This is a genomic window from Pseudomonas sp. 7SR1 (assembly GCF_900156465.1).
Lineage (GTDB): Bacteria > Pseudomonadota > Gammaproteobacteria > Pseudomonadales > Pseudomonadaceae > Aquipseudomonas.
Genome location: NZ_LT707064.1, coordinates 1960274 through 1977353 on the forward strand (window position 1 = coordinate 1960274; position 17080 = coordinate 1977353).

General features: G+C 64.2%; 14 protein-coding genes. 7 read left to right on the forward strand and 7 right to left on the reverse strand.

What is annotated here, in order from left to right; translation table 11 throughout:
- The first annotated feature begins 158 nt into the window (after positions 1-158).
- Positions 159-587, forward strand: coding sequence for an NINE protein (locus BW992_RS08885; protein WP_072390206.1), 429 nt, complete (start codon positions 159-161; stop codon positions 585-587).
- A 123-nt stretch (positions 588-710) separates the two neighbouring features.
- Here the strand turns inward: BW992_RS08885 and BW992_RS08890 are convergent, their stop codons facing one another.
- The 7 genes from BW992_RS08890 to gshB form a co-directional block, all read right to left on the reverse strand.
- Positions 711-1982, reverse strand: a complete 1272-nt coding sequence (locus BW992_RS08890; RefSeq protein WP_072390203.1) for a dihydroorotase — start codon at positions 1980-1982, stop codon at positions 711-713.
- Entirely contained in the window at positions 1979-2983 is a 1005-nt protein-coding gene (locus BW992_RS08895) for an aspartate carbamoyltransferase catalytic subunit (RefSeq protein WP_076406025.1), read from the reverse strand. The genes BW992_RS08890 and BW992_RS08895 overlap by 4 nt, the downstream gene beginning before the upstream one ends.
- A 25-nt stretch (positions 2984-3008) precedes the next feature.
- The gene (pyrR, locus tag BW992_RS08900) at positions 3009-3515 is read right to left on the reverse strand and encodes a bifunctional pyr operon transcriptional regulator/uracil phosphoribosyltransferase PyrR (RefSeq protein WP_072390196.1); all 507 of its coding nucleotides are present in this window, start codon (positions 3513-3515) and stop codon (positions 3009-3011) included.
- An 83-nt stretch (positions 3516-3598) separates the two neighbouring features.
- The gene (gene ruvX, locus BW992_RS08905; protein WP_072390193.1) at positions 3599-4036 is read right to left on the reverse strand and encodes a Holliday junction resolvase RuvX; all 438 of its coding nucleotides are present in this window, start codon (positions 4034-4036) and stop codon (positions 3599-3601) included.
- Entirely contained in the window at positions 4036-4605 is a 570-nt protein-coding gene (locus BW992_RS08910; RefSeq protein ID WP_072390189.1) for a YqgE/AlgH family protein, read from the reverse strand. Before BW992_RS08910 ends, ruvX begins: the two co-directional genes overlap by 1 nt.
- 111 nt (positions 4606-4716) lie before the next feature.
- Positions 4717-5613, reverse strand: a complete 897-nt coding sequence (locus BW992_RS08915) for an energy transducer TonB (protein ID WP_072430891.1) — start codon at positions 5611-5613, stop codon at positions 4717-4719.
- 76 nt (positions 5614-5689) lie between these two features.
- Positions 5690-6643, reverse strand: a complete 954-nt coding sequence (gene gshB, locus BW992_RS08920) for a glutathione synthase (RefSeq protein ID WP_072430890.1) — start codon at positions 6641-6643, stop codon at positions 5690-5692.
- A gap of 225 nt (positions 6644-6868) precedes the next feature.
- Between gshB and BW992_RS08925 the strand changes: the two genes are divergently transcribed.
- From BW992_RS08925 to BW992_RS08950, 6 genes are all read left to right on the forward strand, one after another.
- Entirely contained in the window at positions 6869-7297 is a 429-nt protein-coding gene (locus BW992_RS08925; protein ID WP_003206467.1) for a response regulator, read from the forward strand.
- A 48-nt stretch (positions 7298-7345) separates the two neighbouring features.
- The gene (pilH, locus tag BW992_RS08930; protein WP_072390179.1) at positions 7346-7711 is read left to right on the forward strand and encodes a twitching motility response regulator PilH; all 366 of its coding nucleotides are present in this window, start codon (positions 7346-7348) and stop codon (positions 7709-7711) included.
- 10 nt (positions 7712-7721) lie between these two features.
- Positions 7722-8261, forward strand: coding sequence for a chemotaxis protein CheW (locus tag BW992_RS08935; RefSeq protein WP_072390176.1), 540 nt, complete (start codon positions 7722-7724; stop codon positions 8259-8261).
- A gap of 151 nt (positions 8262-8412) precedes the next feature.
- Positions 8413-10473 carry a methyl-accepting chemotaxis protein gene (locus BW992_RS08940; RefSeq protein ID WP_072390173.1) on the forward strand — a complete coding sequence of 687 codons (2061 nt, stop codon included), beginning with the start codon at positions 8413-8415 and terminating at the stop codon, positions 10471-10473.
- A 208-nt stretch (positions 10474-10681) separates the two neighbouring features.
- Positions 10682-16585 (forward strand): Hpt domain-containing protein, encoded by a 5904-nt coding sequence (locus BW992_RS08945; RefSeq protein ID WP_076406027.1) that lies wholly within the window; start codon positions 10682-10684, stop codon positions 16583-16585.
- Positions 16578-17039 (forward strand): chemotaxis protein CheW, encoded by a 462-nt coding sequence (locus BW992_RS08950; RefSeq protein ID WP_072390167.1) that lies wholly within the window; start codon positions 16578-16580, stop codon positions 17037-17039. The genes BW992_RS08945 and BW992_RS08950 overlap by 8 nt, the downstream gene beginning before the upstream one ends.
- Positions 17040-17080 lie beyond the last annotated feature (41 nt).

Below are 17080 nucleotides of genomic sequence, written 5' to 3' on the forward strand. Positions count from 1 at the left end.
AACCGCTAATTGCGACACTTTGTCCGGATTGTCCTACACAAGCCCCGTATTACGGGGCTTTCCCGGACACGATTCGTCCGGAACCGCTTGTCGGCTCGACACGAAAAAGTCACAAAAGGTTCGAACAAATTTATCTATCGAGGCAAAAGAGGCCATTCATGAACAGCTATCAGCAGGGCGCTACTCACGATACCCACAGCAAACTCATCGGGTATCTGCTCTGGATCTTCGGATTCACCGGTGCCCACCGTTTCTACTATGGCAAGCCGGTCACCGGCACGATCTGGTTCTTCACCCTGGGGCTGCTGGGCATCGGCTGGTTGATCGACCTGTTCCTGATTCCATCCATGGACCGCGAGGCCGACCTGCGTTTCACCCCGGGACCGATCGAATACAGCGTGGCGTGGATCCTGCTGACGTTCCTCGGCGTATTCGGCGTGCACCGGATGTACCAGGGCAAATGGATCAGCGCGATCGTCTATCTGTTGACCGGTGGGGTGTTTTTCCTGGGCGTGCTGTATGACTTCTGGACATTGAACGATCAGGTGTCGATTCGTAACGCGCAGAAGCGTGGGGCTTTTCAGTAGGACCGAGTCGCCTGCATTCGCGAGCAGGCTCGCTCCCACATGGATCGAAGTGTTCACATATCATGTGTGCACCGGAAATCCCCCTGTGGGAGCGAGCCTGCTCGCGATAAGGGCGCCGCGGTTTCAGGCCTGGTGGGTAATCCGCCCGTCCATCAGGGTATAGCGCACCACCCCCGGCAGGCTGTGGCCCAGGAACGGGCAATTGTCACCCTTGGAGCGCCAGGCTTCGCCGGCCACGGTGGAGGCCGCAGGGTCGAACAGCACCAGGTCTGCCGCCGCGCCGACCGCCAGCTTGCCCGCCGGCAACTCCAGCGCCTGGGCCGGGCCGGTGCTCAGGCGGGCCAGCAGGGTCGGCAGGTCGAGCAAGCCGTCTTCCACCAGTGTCAGGGCCAGTGGCAACAGCAATTCGACGCTGCTGATACCCGGCTCGGTGGCGCCGAATGGCGCCAGCTTGGCATCCCGCTCGTGGGGCTGGTGATGGCTGGCAATGGCCGAGATGACGCCGGACCTCACTGCTTCGCGCAGCCCATCGCGGTCGGCGCGGGTGCGCAGCGGCGGCTGGACGTGATAGACGCTGTTGAAGTCGATCAGGGCTTCGTCGGTCAGGATCAACTGGTACAGCGCCACGTCGGCGGTGACAGGCAGGCCGCGGGCCTGGGCCTGGGCGATCAGCGCCGCGCCACGGGCGCTGGTCAACTGGCTGAAGTGCGCGCGCACGCCGCTCTGTTCCACCAGCAGCAGGTCCCGGGCCAGCGCCACGGTCTCGGCGGTTTCCGGGATGCCCGGCAAACCGAGGAAGCTGGCGGTGGGGCCTTCGTGGGCCAGGCCGCCTTCGGCGAGGTCGTGGTCCTGGGAATTGAAGATCACCGTCAGGCCGAACGTCGCTGCGTATTCCAGGGCCCGGCACAGGGTGCGGGTGTTACGGAAATTGTTCAGGCCGTTGCCGAATGCCACGCAACCGGCATCGCGCAGGGCGATGAGTTCGGCCAGTTGCTCGCCTTCCAGGCCCTTGCTCAACGCACCGATGGGAAAGACCTTGGTGTTACCGGCTTCCCGGGCGCGGTCGAGGATCAGTTCGGCCACGGCCGAGGTGTCCAGCACCGGCCTGGTCTGCGGTGGGCAGCACAGGCTGGTTACGCCACCGGCCGCGGCGGCCTGGGTTTCGCTGACGATGTTGCCTTTGCGGCTGTAGCCAGGCTCGCGCAGGGCGACGTTCAAGTCCACCAGGCCGGGGGCAGCCACCAGGCCCTGGGCTTCGAGGGTCTGGGCGGGAATGAAGCCGGCCGGAGCGGCGCCCAGGGCGACGATCTTGCAGGCATCGATATGGATATCGGTCACTTGATCCAGGCCGGTGGCCGGATCGATCACGCGTGCGCCGAGAATGCTGAGCTTCACTGGGCGTTCTCCTGGTCGAATTGGCGCTGGGCCGTTTGCCCGCTCATGGCCATGGACAGCACCGCCATGCGGATGGCGATGCCGTAGGTCACCTGGTTGAGGATCACCGAATGCGGACCGTCGGCCACGGCCGATTCGATCTCCACGCCCCGGTTGATCGGCCCCGGGTGCATGACGATGGCGTCCGGCCTGGCGCCGGCCAGGCGCGCGGTGGTCAGGCCGAACAGGCGGTAGAACTCGCCTTCGCTGGGCAGCAGGCCGCCGGTCATGCGCTCGCGTTGCAGGCGCAGCATGATCACCACGTCCACGTCCTTGAGGCCCGCGGCCATGTCGGTGAAGACCTTCACGCCGTATTGCTCGATGCCGATGGGCAGCAGGGTCTTCGGCGCGATCACCCGGATGTCCGGGCAGCCGAGGGTCTTGAGGGCCAGCATGTTCGAGCGGGCTACCCGCGAGTGCAGGATGTCGCCGACGATGGCTACCGAAAGGTTCTCGAAGCCGCCCTTGTGCCGGCGGATGGTCAGCATGTCCAGCATGCCCTGGGTCGGGTGGGCGTGGCGGCCATCACCGCCATTGATGATCGCCACCTGCGGGCAGACGTGCTCGGCGATGAAATGTGCCGCCCCGGAATCGCCATGGCGCACGACGAACATGTCCGCGGCCATGGCTTCGAGGTTGCGCAGGGTATCGAGCAGGGTTTCGCCCTTGCTCGCCGAGGACGTAGATACGTTGAGGGTGATCACGTCCGCCGACAGCCGCTGGGCCGCCAGTTCGAAGGTGGTGCGGGTGCGGGTGGAGTTTTCGAAGAACACGTTGCATACGGTCTTGCCGCGCAGCAACGGGACTTTCTTCACCGCCCGGGCGCCGATCTCGAGGAATGAGTCGGCGGTGTCGAGGATTTCCGTCAACAGCTCGCGGCGCAGGCCATCGAGGGACAGGAAGTGCCGCAGCTGGCCCTGATCGTTGAGCTGCAGCGGGCGCTTGGTTTCGAGAGGCGTCATCGCAATGGACTCTTTACAAGGGCAGTTAAAGGGCGAGGTCTTGCAGTTCGAGCTGCAGCGGGGTCGGGCCGGAGAGCTTGACCCGCTCGTGAGCGGCAAGGGCCAGTGTCGCGCCGACCACGTTCGGGCGGATCGGCAGCTCGGCGGCGTCCAGGTCCAGCAGGCACACCAGGGTCACGCTGGCCGGGCGACCATAGTCGAACAGCTCGTTCATGGCGGCGCGGATGGTCCGGCCACTCATCAGCACGTCGTCGATCAGCACCAGGTGCTGGCCTTCGATCTCGAAGGGCAGGGCCGAAGGGCGCACTTGCGGATGCAGGCCGTTCTGGCTGAAGTCATCGCGGTAGAAGGACACGTCCAGGGTGCCCAGGGGCGACTGGCTGCCGAGTTCTTCGAGCAAGGCCTGGGCGACCCAGACGCCACCTGTGCGAATGCCGATGTAGCGTGGTTCGCTGATGCCGCGTTGTTCCAGGTGTGCCGTGAGACGGATCGCCATCTGGCTGATCAGTTCGGCAGGATTGGGCAGGCTCATGCTGGCTCCTTCAGGTTTCCGGGCCGGTGTGCGTGGCGCGGTTCATCGCTAAAAGAAAGCGCCTTGGCGGCGCTTTCGGAAAATCAGGTATCGAACAGGGCGGCGTTGGCATCGAGCCAGCCCTGCAGCAGCAGGGCCGCGGCGATGGCGTCCACCGGGTTGTCACGGTAACTGCCTTTCTGCCCGCCGCGCCCGAGGCGCTCACCCTTGGCTTCGAACGTGGTCAGGCGTTCGTCGTGGGTATAGAAGGGCAGATTGAAGCGGCCATTGAGCCGGCGGGCAAACTTTTCCGCGCGCAGGCACATGTCGCTGGGAGTGCCGTCCATGTTCAGCGGCAGGCCGACCACCACGGCGTCGGGTTTCCACTCCTTGATCAGCGCTTCGACCTGGTTCCAGTCCGGAACGCCGTTCTGGGCCTTGAGGGTACACAGTTCGCGGGCCTGGCCGGTGACGACCTGGCCGACCGCAACGCCGATCTGTTTGGTGCCGTAATCGAAGCCCAGCAGCAAGCGCAGGGCCATCAGGCGTGTCCCGCCTGGCTGGTGAGCAGGCTGAGGTTGATTCCCAGGCGGCTGGCCGCCGCTTCCAGGCGCAGTTCGCTGCTGGTATTGAACAGGATGTCGGCATCGAACGGGCAGGTCAGCCAGGCGTTGTCGGCCAGTTCGGCTTCCAGCTGCCCGGCTTCCCAGCCGGCATAGCCGAGGGCAATCAGGCTCTTTTCCGGGCCGACACCGTCGGCGATGGCGAACAGGATGTCCTGGGACGTCGACAGCGATACGCCATTGAGGTCCACGGTCGCCTGGTAGCTGGGACCCGACGGATGGAGCACGAAACCACGATCGGTCTGCACCGGGCCACCGATGAAAATCGGTACGTGCTGGCACAGTAATGGCGGCTCCACCTCGGGGCGCAGCTGTTCGAGAATGTCCGCGAGGTTCAGTTCCTGCGGTCGATTGATCACCAGCCCCATGGCCCCATTGGCCGTGTGCTCGACGATGTAGGTCAAGGTATGGGCGAAGTTCGGATCGGCCATGTGCGGCATGGCGATCAGGAAGTGATGCTTGAGGTAGGTGGGGCTGACATTTTTCATAGGCGCTAGTGTGGCGGCGCAGGGCCGAACTGACAAGCTGGGAAATGCCTGAGACTGTCACCAATCCCCTGTGGGTGCGAGCTTGCTCGCACAAGGGGATTGGGGTGGTTATCAGTTACTGGACAGCCGGTCGCCGCGGGCAAATTTCCAGGTGCGGATGATTTCCAACCGGTCGATGTCCGACAGGTCCCCGGTAAACGGCGCGAACGGCGCCGCCAGACGCACGATCCGCTGGGCGGCCTGGTCCAGCAGCGGCTGGCCGGAGGATTCGAGCACCAGCACTTCATACAGGGAACCGTCGCGGTTGATCGAGACCATCAGTCGCAGGTTGCCGTAGATCTGCTTGCGCCGCGCTTCGTCAGGGTAGTTGAGATTGCCGATGCGCTCGACCTTCTTGCGCCATTCGTCTTTGTACCAGGCGCCCTTGTCGCGCATGGTGGAGGCGGCGCTCAGGCGGTGGATACGCGGGCGCTTGGCATAGAGTTGCTGCTCCTGGGCCAGTTCGGCTTCCAGGCTGGCGATGTCGCTGGACAACTGGGCGCTGTCGAAGGTCGGCACCGGGGTCTTGGGCTTGGGGTCGGGCTTGACCTCTTCCTTGACCGGGGCCTTCTTCGGTTTCGGCGCCACGGTGGTCACGGCCGCCTTGGGCGCTGTTTCCTGCACCTCTGGCTTGGCCGCCGGCGGCGGGGTGGTTTTCTGTACCTGGTTGTCCTGGAAGGGGGCGATCTCGGTGGTCTTGGGAATCGCCTTCTTTTCCAGGGTACCGCTGCCCTGCTGGTTTTCCTGGGCGAGGAAGTCCGCTTTCGCCGGCTTGGTCTCGCTCTTGAAAGTGGCCAGGGTAATTTCCAGGGTCTGGCTGATCTGCTTGGGTTCGACCGTGGCAAAGCCGACACCCAGCAGCAGGGCCAGGTGGATCAGGGCCGCCAGGAACAGGGTAAAACCGAGGCGATCGGCCGGGCGCACGCCACGATGGGCGAGCTCTTGGGGCAGATCGGACGGGAGGGTCATGACAAGGAAACCAACATCGCGTTTTTTTCAGGCCGGGCATGATAACGCAATGTCGGTTTCCTTCATCAGATCCCGATCAACGAGTCTTGAGCTTCTGATCGATGGCATCCATCAGCATCCCGCCGATGTCGGTGCCAAACGCATTGTCGATCTCGCGGATGCAGGTCGGGCTGGTGACGTTGATTTCCGTCAGGTGCTCGCCGATCACGTCCAGTCCTACGAACAGCAGGCCTTTTTCGCGCAACGTCGGGCCGACCTGGGCGGCGATCCAGCGGTCCTTCTCGGTCAGCGGGCGCGCCTCGCCACGGCCGCCGGCTGCCAGGTTGCCGCGGGTTTCGCCGGCTGCGGGAATACGGGCCAGGCAATAATCCACCGGTTCGCCGTCGATCATCAGGATGCGCTTGTCGCCATCGACGATGGCCGGCAGGTAAGCCTGGATCATGATCTGCTGCTTGCCGTGCAGGGTCAGGGTTTCCAGGATCACCGACAGGTTGGGATGGCCGGCGGTGTGGCGGAAGATCGAGGAGCCGCCCATGCCGTCCAGCGGCTTGAGGATCACGTCGCCGTGATGATCGGCGAACTCGCGCAATACATCCGGGCGTCGGCTGACGATGGTCGGTGGCGTGCAGTGCGGGAACAGCGTGGCGAACAGCTTTTCGTTGCAGTCGCGCAGGCTCTGGGGCTTGTTGACCACCAGCACGCCGGCGTTTTCGGCCTGCTCGAGCAGGTAGGTGGAATACACGAACTCCATGTCGAAGGGTGGATCCTTGCGCATCAGGATCACGTCCAGGTCGCTGAGCAGTGCATCGCTTTCCTCGCCCAGTTCAAACCACTTTTGCGGGTCGGCGAAGACTTTCAGCGGCTTCATCCGCGCCCGCGCCTGGCCTTCGGCCTGGTAGAGGTCGCGCTGTTCCATGTAGAACAGCTCCCAGCCGCGCTTCTGGGCGGCCAGCAACATGGCCAGCGAGCTATCCTTTTTATAGGAAATGCTGGCGATAGGGTCCATGACAATGCCGACGCGTACGCTCATGGCTTGGTTCCTCGAAAAAACTGATGGGCATGAATGCCGTGAAAAAGTGGCGTCAGAGTGGCGCCCGGCGAATTGTCGGTCAAGGAAAAACCATCGCGCCGAGCGGCCGATAGCCCGGCGCTGGAGACTGTGCTAAAAAGGCTGCCATGTGGCGCGCGGGCCTTGAACATCAAGGGCTTGCGCCGTCGGTCGCATTTACGCGTTAAAAACCGGTTCGCAGTGGCAATGGCAGAGCATCTTACGCAACAGCAACCCAGCGCCTTGAAGGTCATGGTCATCGATGACTCGAAGACCATTCGCCGCACCGCCGAAACCTTGCTGCGCAACGTGGGTTGCGAAGTGATCACGGCTGTCGACGGTTTCGATGCCCTGGCCAAGATTGCCGACCATCATCCAGGCATCATCTTCGTCGACATCATGATGCCGCGCCTGGATGGCTACCAGACCTGCGCCTTGATCAAGAACAACAGCGCCTTCAAGGCCACGCCGGTGATCATGCTGTCTTCCCGCGACGGCCTGTTCGACAAGGCCAAGGGACGTATTGTCGGCTCCGATCAATTTTTGACCAAGCCTTTCAGCAAGGAAGAACTGCTGGGCGCGATACAGGCCCATGTCCCGGGCTTTGCCGCTGTCCAGCCGCACCAGGCACATTAAATGACGCTCGGCCACGGGGCCTGGGGGTCGACAAGAATGGGGAACACCATGGCACGAATTCTGATCGTCGATGATTCGCCGACCGAAATGTACAAGCTGACCGGCATGCTGGAAAAGCACGGTCATCAGGTCCTGAAGGCCGAGAACGGCGCCGACGGCGTGGCCCTGGCCCGCCAGGAAAAACCCGACGCGGTACTGATGGACATCGTCATGCCCGGCCTCAATGGTTTCCAGGCGACCCGCCAGCTCACCAAGGACCCGGACACCGGCCATATCCCGGTGATCATCATCACCACCAAGGACCAGGAAACCGACAAGGTCTGGGGCACGCGCCAGGGCGCCAAGGATTACCTGACCAAGCCGGTGGACGAAGAAACCCTGATCAAGACCCTCAATAACGTGCTGGCGGGTTGATGACGCGGCCATGAGCCCATCCCTGACCGCGTTCGAACTGCTGTTGCAGATCGATCGGCGCTGCCGGTCCCTGGCGGCGGACTTGCCGTCCCAGCCGACCCTGCACCACAGCTGGAGCGGCATCGGTTTTCGCCTGGGAGAGAACTGGTACGTGGCGCCCATGGGAGAGGTCAGCGAAGTGCTGCATGAGCCGCGCCACACGCACCTGCCCGGGGTCAAGCCCTGGGTGCGCGGCGTGGCCAACCTGCGCGGGCGGTTGTTGCCCCTGATGGACCTCTGCGGCTTTTTCGGTCATGAACTGTCGGCGGTGCGCAAACAACGGAGGGTGCTGGTGGTGGACCACGACGAGATATTCGCCGGGTTGCTGGTAGATGAAGTCCTGGGGTTGCAGCATTTCGCCCAGGACAGCCTGGAGCCGACGCTGGCGGACGACTGCGACGGCCCGGAGGCGGCCTTCGTCAAGGGCCGGTTTCGCGGCGAGCGGCAGTGGCAGGTGTTCAGCCCTTTCGCCCTGACGCGGTCGGCGGGTTTCATGGATGTGGCGATTTGACGAGATGCAGCGCAGGCCCTTGTAGGAGCGAGCTTGCTCGCGATAGCGGTGGGTCAGTCAGAACTGACTGATCCAAGGCTATTGCGAGCAAGCTCGCTTGCACATGGGACCACGGTGAGTGAGTTGGACTGGGTAGCACAGGCGAAAATCGATGATCAAAGCAAACACAGGCAAGCCACTGGAAGCATCGCGCAGTCGTTCGCAGATCATCGTGCTGTTCGTCGCGCTGATCGTCTTCATCATGCTGCTGTTCGCCAATTTCGCCTACCTCAACACCCAGTCCACCTACGACAAGCAGTACATCGGTCATGCGGGAGAGTTGCGGGTGCTGTCCCAGCGCATCGCCAAGAACGCCACCGAGGCCGCCGCCGGCAAGGCTGCGGCGTTCAAGTTGCTGAGCGATGCACGCAATGATTTCGCCCAGCGCTGGGGCTATCTCAAGCAAGGTGACCCGGTGACGGGCCTGCCTCCGGCACCTACCACCCTGCGCCCCCAGATGCGCGCCGTGCAGCTGGATTGGGAGCGCCTGCTCAAGAACACCGACGCCATCCTGTCCAGTGAACAGACGGTGCTGTCGCTGCACCAGGTGGCGGCGACCCTGGCTGAAACCGTGCCGCAACTGCAGGTCGAATACGAAAAAGTCGTCGAGATCCTGTTGCAGCGCGGCGCGCCAGCGTCCCAGGTGGCCATGGCCCAGCGTCAGTCGTTGTTGGCCGAGCGCATTCTCGGTGCGGTGAACACGGTGCTGGCGGGCGACGAAAACGCCAGCCAGGCCGCCGACACGTTCGGCCGCGATGCCGCGCGTTTCGGCCAGGTGCTCAACGGCATGCTGCAAGGCGACGCGGCCTTGAAGATTTCCCAGGTCCAGGATCGCGACGCCCGGGCCCGCCTCAGTGAAATCAGCGAGCTTTTCGAATTCGTCTCGGGCTCGGTGGACGAAATCCTCGAAACCTCGCCGGAGCTGTTCAAGGTTCGGGAGTCGGCGGGCAACATCTTCAACCTGTCGCAGACCCTGCTCGACGAAGCCTCGCACCTGACCACGGCTCTCGAGAACCTGGCCGGAGGCCGCTCGGTCCATGCCATCGGCGGTTATGTGCTGGGCCTGCTGGCGTTGGCCTCGATTATCCTGATCGGCCTGGTCATGGTCCGGGAAACCAATCGGCAGTTGCGCGAAACCGCGGAAAAGAACGAGCGCAACCAGAACGCGATCATGCGTCTGCTGGATGAAATCGCCGACCTGGCTGATGGCGACCTGACCGTCACGGCCTCGGTGACCGAGGATTTCACCGGCACCATCGCCGACTCCATCAATTATTCGGTGGACCAGTTGCGCGATCTGGTCGCCACCATCAACCTCACCGCCGGCCAGGTCGCCGCGGCGGTGCAGGAAACCCAGGCCACCGCCATGCACCTGGCCCAGGCTTCCGAGCACCAGGCCCAGCAAATCAGCGAAGCTTCGACTTCAATCAATGAAATGGCCCAGTCCATCGACCAGGTATCGGCCAACGCCGCCGAGTCGTCGGCGGTGGCCGAACGCTCGGTGGAAATCGCCAACAAGGGCAACGAGGTGGTGCACAACACCATTCATGGCATGGACAACATTCGCGAGCAGATCCAGGACACCGCCAAGCGCATCAAGCGCCTGGGCGAGTCTTCCCAGGAAATCGGCGACATTGTCAGCCTGATCGACGACATCGCCGACCAGACCAACATCCTGGCCCTCAATGCTGCGATCCAGGCGTCCATGGCCGGTGATGCCGGGCGTGGTTTCGCGGTGGTGGCCGATGAGGTGCAGCGGTTGGCGGAGCGTTCCTCGGCGGCGACCCGACAGATCGAAACGCTGGTGCGGGCGATCCAGGCCGACACCAACGAGGCGGTGATTTCCATGGAGCAGACCACCAGCGAAGTGGTGCGCGGTGCCCGCCTGGCCCAGGATGCCGGGGTGGCCCTGGAGGAAATCGAAGGGGTGTCCAAGACCCTCGCGGCGCTGATCCAGAGCATTTCCAACGCCGCGCGGCAACAGACCACCTCGGCGGGGCAGATTTCCCTGACCATGAACGTGATCCAGCAGATCACCACGCAGACTTCATCCGGCTCAACCGCCACGGCTGAGAGCATTGGCAACCTGGCGAAAATGGCCAGCCAGCTGCGCCGTTCGGTGTCGGGGTTTACCTTGCCGGCGGCACCTGTGGTTGAGGAGGACAAGGGGTGACTGGGCGCACTTTCCTGGCCGCAGAGATCTTCTGTGGCGAGGGGATTTATCCCCGTTGGGCTGCGCAGCAGCCCCAAAAAAGGTCATCCTGAAACACAGGTTGATATCGGTATCGTCAGGGGCCGCTTGGCGCCCCAACGGGGATGAGTCCCCTCGCCACAGGGTTGATTTGTACCCTTGGCCTGTCACGGGTTGATTTGGAGTGGTTATGGGTGATCGGCACGACTATGTGGCCCTGGAGTGGGTCAAGGGCGAGATTGCCGAAACGCTGAAGCAGGCCCACCTGGCCCTCAACCGCCTGGTGGAGGATCCGCAGGCGTCGGATGCCCTCGGCCAATGCCTGGCTTGTATTCATCAGGTCCACGGCGGCCTGCAGATGGTCGAGTTCTACGGCGCGGCGTTGCTGGCCGAAGAAATGGAGCAGCTGTGCGCCGCCTTGCGGGACAACCTCATCGCCCATCGTGACGAGGCCATCAGCCTGCTGAGCCAGGCCCTGGGACAACTGCCGATGTACCTGGACCGTGTCCAGAGCGCGCGCCGGGACTTGCCGCTGGTGGTGCTGCCGCTGATCAACGATCTGCGCAGCGCCCGGGGCGAGGGCCTGCTGTCGGAAACCAGCCTGTTCAGCCCGGAACTGCCAGAGATCGCCCCGCTCAGCGAAGCGGCCCTGAAGCGGCTCGAACCGCCGGAGTTGCCCAACACCCTGCGCAAGTTGCGCCAGACCCTGCAAATGGCCCTGGTGGGGCTGTTGCGCGAACAGGACGACGCCACGCACCTGGGTTACCTGACCAAAGTCTTCCACCGCCTCGAAGGGCTGTGCGCCGGGGCGCCGCTCAATGCGCTGTGGCAGGTGGCGTCGGCGCTGGTCGAAGGCATGCGCGATGGACGCATCGCCAACAGCCCGGCCCTGCGCAGCCTGTTCAAGGAAGCCGACAAGGAGCTCAAGCGTCTGCTGGAACAGGGCATGCCGGGGATCAACCAACCGGCACCGCCTCATTTGCTCAAGAGCTTGTTGTTCTATATTGCCAAGGCCGAACATCCCAGCGGGCAGATGCAGATCATGAAAGAACGCTACTCACTGGACGACGCGCTACCTGACAGCGCCATGGTCGACGAAGAACGCGCGCGCCTGGCCGGGCCCGACCGCGATGCCATGCGCTCGGTGCTCACCGCGCTTTGCGAAGAGCTGGTGCGGGTCAAGGAGCGGCTCGACCTGTTCGTACGCAGCGATCGCCAGCACGCCTCGGAGCTGGACAGCCTGCTGGCCCCCCTGCGACAGATCGCCGACACCCTGGCGGTGCTGGGTTTCGGTCAGCCGCGCAAGGTCATCATCGATCAACTGGCGGTGGTGCTGAGCCTCGCCCAGGGGCAGCGCGAGCCGGACGACGCGACCCTGATGGATGTGGCCGGTGCCTTGCTCTATGTCGAAGCCACCCTGGCCGGCATGGTCGGCACCGTCGAGCCCGAGAGTCCGGAAGACAACCACCTGCCCACCACCGACCTGACCCAGATCCACCAGATCGTCATCAAGGAAGCCCACACCTGCCTGCAACAGGCCAAGGACATGATCGTCGACTACATCGAGGCCGACTGGAACAGCGAGCAACTGCAGGCCTTGCCCGCCTTGCTGACCCAGGTGCGCGGCGCGCTGGCCATGATCCCCCTGGGGCGCGCCGCCGGCCTGGTGGAGGCCTGCAATGGCTTTATCCGCGACCATCTGCTGCTGGAACGGGCCCAGCCGGGCTGGGAGGAACTCGACCATCTGGCGGATGTGATCAGTGGCCTCGAATATTATCTGGAGCGCTTGAGCGAGGACCCGCAGAACCCCGGTGAGTCGCTGCTCGATGAGGTGGAGCGAAGCCTGGCGGCCCTCGGTTATTTCCCCGACGAAGCGCGGGTGCCATTGCTTGACGATGTGCTGAGCCCCAACGAGGCGCAGCTCATGCAGGACTTGCAGGAGCTGGATGACCCGCAGACCGTGCAGTCCCTGGCCGAAGTGCTGGCCAGCCCGGTCTCGGCGGTCAATCCCCCGGCACGCAGTACGCCGGGCAGCCTGCTGCCACCGCCGATGGACGAACATCCGGTGGACGACGAATTGCGCGAAGTCTTCCTTGAAGAAGCCGAGGAAGTGCTGGATGTGCTGCGCGAATATCTGCCCCGCTGGACGGCCCGTCCCGACGATCATGGCGCCCTGGGCGAACTGCGCCGGGCCTTCCATACCCTCAAGGGCAGTGGTCGCATGGTGCGGGCGCTGGTGCTGGGGGAGTTGGCCTGGGCGGTGGAAAACCTGCTCAATCGCGTTCTGGAGCGCAGCGTCGAACCGGGATCATCGGTGCAGCAGTTGATCGACGACACGGTGCGACTGCTTCCCGCCCTGGTGGCCGAATTCGCCGCCCATCGCCAGCGCCAGCGCGACGATGTCGACCGTCTGGCTGCCCGCGCCCATGCCCTTGCCAGGGGCAGCGACGAAGAGGATGAAGACGAGCGGGACGTGACCGCCCTCGACCCTTTGCTGCTGAAAATCTTCGACAACGAAGCCCAAGGCCATCTCGCCAGCCTGCAGCGTTTCCTCGACCAGGCCGCCGAGCATTTGCCGTTGCAGGCCGGCGACGAATTGCAGCGGGCCCTGCACACCCTCAAGGGCAGTGCGTTCATGGCTGGCGTGTTGCCCATCGCCGAACTGGCCGGGGCGATGGACCAGCTCGCCCGGGAATATCGGGCGCACCTGATTGCCCTCGACCTGGATGAGGTGGAATGCCTGCTGGAGGCCGAGGGGCTGCTGCGCGTGGGGCTGCGCCAGTTGCAGAGCGACCCGCTGGCGCCGATACCCGGCGCCGAGGACCTGATCCAGCGCACCCAGGCCCTGTTGGCCGAGCGCCTGCAAGCGGCCCTCGACGCACCGGACAAAGGCCTGCGGCCCAAGCGGGATCCGCAACTGATCAACGATTTCCTCGCCCAGGGCATGGACATCCTGCTGGATGCCGAGAGCCTGTTGCAGCGTTGGCAGGAACACCCCGGCCAAGGCCTGGAACTGAGCGCGCTGCTGGATGAGTTGACCACCCTCGGTGAAGGTGCGCACCTGGCTGAGCTGCATTCGATGGATGAGCTGTGCGAAGCCTTGCTCGACCTCTACGGGGCAGTGGAGGAAAGCAGTCTGGCGGTCAGCGATGAGTTTTTCCAGGAAGCTCAACGGGCTCATGAGGCATTGATCGACATGCTCGACGAGTTGGCCGCCGGGCAGCACGTCCACCCGCAACCCGAGCGGGTGCAGGCCCTGCGTCGCTTGCTCGAAGCCGGCCTCGACCCGTCGGCCACGGGCCTGATCCGCAGCGATGGCAGCCGGACCCTGAGCATCCGCGAACTGGGCGATGCGACGGCCGCCCTGGAGCGCGATGACGCGGCCATGGACGACGACATCACCTCGATCTTCCTCGAAGAGGCCCAGGACATCCTGGAAAGTGCCGCCCAGGCCCTGCAACGCTGGCTGTCCGACCCGGACAACGGCGCGCCACTGTCCTCGCTGCAACGGGACCTGCACACCCTCAAGGGCGGCGCCCGGATGGCCGATGTCCGGCCGGTGAGCGACCTGGCCCAGGAGCTGGAAAACCTTTACGAAGGGTTGGTGGACCGCCGCTACAGCTACAGTGAAGAGCTGGCGCAACTGCTCAACAGCAGCCATGAGCGCCTCGAGTTGCTGCTCGGGCAATTGCAGCAGGGCCAGGCGCTGGGCGACCCCGTTTCGTTGATCGATGCCATCCGCAGGTTCCGCCAGGACAAGCCGAACGCCATCGAGTCGGGCGCAGCGATCCAGGGCGACGGCGCCCCTCATGATCCCGAATTGCTGGAGATCTTCCTCGAGGAGGGCTTCGATATCCTCGACAGCTCCGGCGCGGCGTTGCTGCGCTGGCAGGCCGAGCCGTCGAACCGCCAGGCCGTGGAAACCCTGCTGCGCGACCTGCATACCCTCAAGGGTGGGGCGCGGATGGTGGAAATCGGTCCTATCGGCGATCTGGCGCACGAGCTGGAAAATCTCTATGAAGGCCTCTCGGCGGGCCTGCTGCAACCGACCCCGACGCTGTTCACACTGCTGCAAAGCAGCCATGACCGGCTGGCGCACATGCTCGACGCGGTGCGTGCCGGCCAGCCCTGCCCGCCGGCGGACCGGCTGATCGCACAGATCCAGGCGGTCAACCAGCCCCAGGAAAGCCCCGCGCCCGAAGCCACCGTCGCGCCGGTTCCTGCCCCGGTCCCGGTGCCAGCCAAGCCTGAGCCGGCTGCATCGGGCGAAGGTGCGGACATGGTCAAGGTCTCCGCCGAGCTGCTGGATGACCTGGTGAACCTGGCGGGGGAGGCGTCGATCTTCCGTGGCCGTATCGAACAGCAAGTCAATGACGCCCGCGTGGCCCTGGGCGAGATGGAAACCACCCTGGAGCGCATGCGCGACCAACTGCGGCGACTCGACACCGAAACCCAGGGGCGAATTCTCAGCCGCCAGCAGGTGGAAGCCGAGCGGCTGGGCTATGAGGAGTTCGATCCGTTGGAAATGGACCGTCACTCCCAGCTGCAGCAGCTGTCCCGGGCGCTGTTCGAATCCACCTCGGACTTGCTCGACCTCAAGGAAACCCTCGACCGCAGCAATCACGACGCCGAGAACCTGCTGCAGCAGCAGGGACGGATCAACACCCGGCTCCAGGAAGGTCTGATGCGCACGCGCATGGTGCCATTCGAGCGCATGCTGCCGCGCCTCAAGCGCATCGTCCGGCAAGTGGCCCAGGAGCTGGGCAAGGACGTGGAGTTCGTAGTCGATAACGCCGAAGGCGAGATGGATCGCAATGTGCTGGAACGCATGGCTGCGCCGCTGGAGCATATGCTGCGCAACGCCGTCGACCACGGCCTGGAACCCGCCGATGTGCGCATCGCCGCGGGCAAGCCGGCGCGGGGACGCATCAGCCTCGACCTGTCCCGCGAGGGTGGCGACATCATATTCGACATCCGCGACGACGGTGCCGGCGTGCCCCTGGAAGCGGTGCGGCGCAAGGCGATCAAGCGTGGACTGCTGGCGCCGGACAGCGACATCAGCGACCGGGATGTCTTACAGTTCATTCTCCAGCCGGGGTTCTCCACGGCGGAAAAAATCACCCAGATCTCCGGGCGCGGCGTCGGCATGGACGTGGTCCACGAAGAAGTCCGGCAACTGGGTGGCAGCATGGTCATCGACTCCACGCCGGGGCAGGGCGTGCATTTCCGCATCCGCCTGCCCTTTACCGTGGCGGTCAACCGGGCGCTGATGGTGCAGTGTCACGAAGACCAGTACGCGATCCCGTTGAACACCATCGAAAGCATCGTTCGGGTGCTGCCGGCCGAGCTGGATGCCTATTATCAACTCGACCCGCCGGTGTACACCTACGCCGGCCAGCGACATGAACTGTGTTACCTGGGCGAACTGTTGAAGACCGGTCCCAGGCCGAAATTACTGGGGCAGAGCCAACCCTTGCCCCTGCTGTTGATGCAATGCAACGAGCGGCATGTGGCGGTGCAGGTGGACGCCACCCTCGGCACCCGGGAAATCGTGGTCAAGAGCCTCGGCCCGCAGTTCTCGGCGGTGCAGGGATTGTCCGGGGCGACGATCCTGGGGGACGGCCGCGTTGTGCTGATCCTGGACCTGCTGGCGCCGATCCGCGCCTTGTCCCATCAGGTGGCGCGTCGCCCGGTATCTGAAGCCGAGGGCGAGCATCAGCGGCCGTTACTGGTGCTGGTGGTGGACGACTCGGTGACGGTCCGCAAGGTCACCAGCCGCCTGCTGGAGCGCCATGGCATGCACGTCCTGACCGCCAAGGACGGGGTGGATGCCATGGCGCTGTTGGCCGAGCATTCGCCGGACCTGATGCTGCTGGACATCGAGATGCCACGCATGGACGGCTTTGAAGTCGCTGCCCAGGTGCGCAACGACCCTCGCCTGGCACACCTGCCCATCATCATGATCACTTCCCGCACCGGCCAGAAACACCGCGATCGCGCCATGGCCCTCGGCGTCAACGATTACCTGGGCAAGCCGTACCAGGAGTCGGTCCTGCTGGACAGCATCGCGCATTGGAGCAAAACCCATGCATGAGCACCTGACCCGCTACCTCACCGGGTTGCTGCTGCCCCTGGCCGACCGTCACCTGATCCTGCCCAACGTGGCCGTGGCCGAGCTGATCGACTACCAGAGCAGCGCCTTCGATATGGATACCCCGCCGTGGTTCCTGGGCTGGGTGAGCTGGCGCGAACGGCAGATCCCGCTACTGAGCTTCGAATCGGCCTGCGGCCAGAAAACCGTGATCGGCGAGCGCGCGCGCATCGTCGTCCTCAACGCCCTGGGCGGACGGCCGGAGTTGAGGTTCATTGCGCTGTTGGTGCAGGGCATCCCGCGCTCCTACAAGCTCGACAGCCAGCTGAGCTATGTCGACGTGCCGCTGTGCGGTTTGGAGCAGGCGGCGGTGCAAGTGGGCGAACATGTGGCGAAGGTGCCGGATTTGTTGGCGTTGGAGGAGTTGGTGGTGGCTGCGGGATTGGTGAAAGCCTGAATCCGCTAAACCATGAAGTAGTCATCCGCTGTTAGATCGGA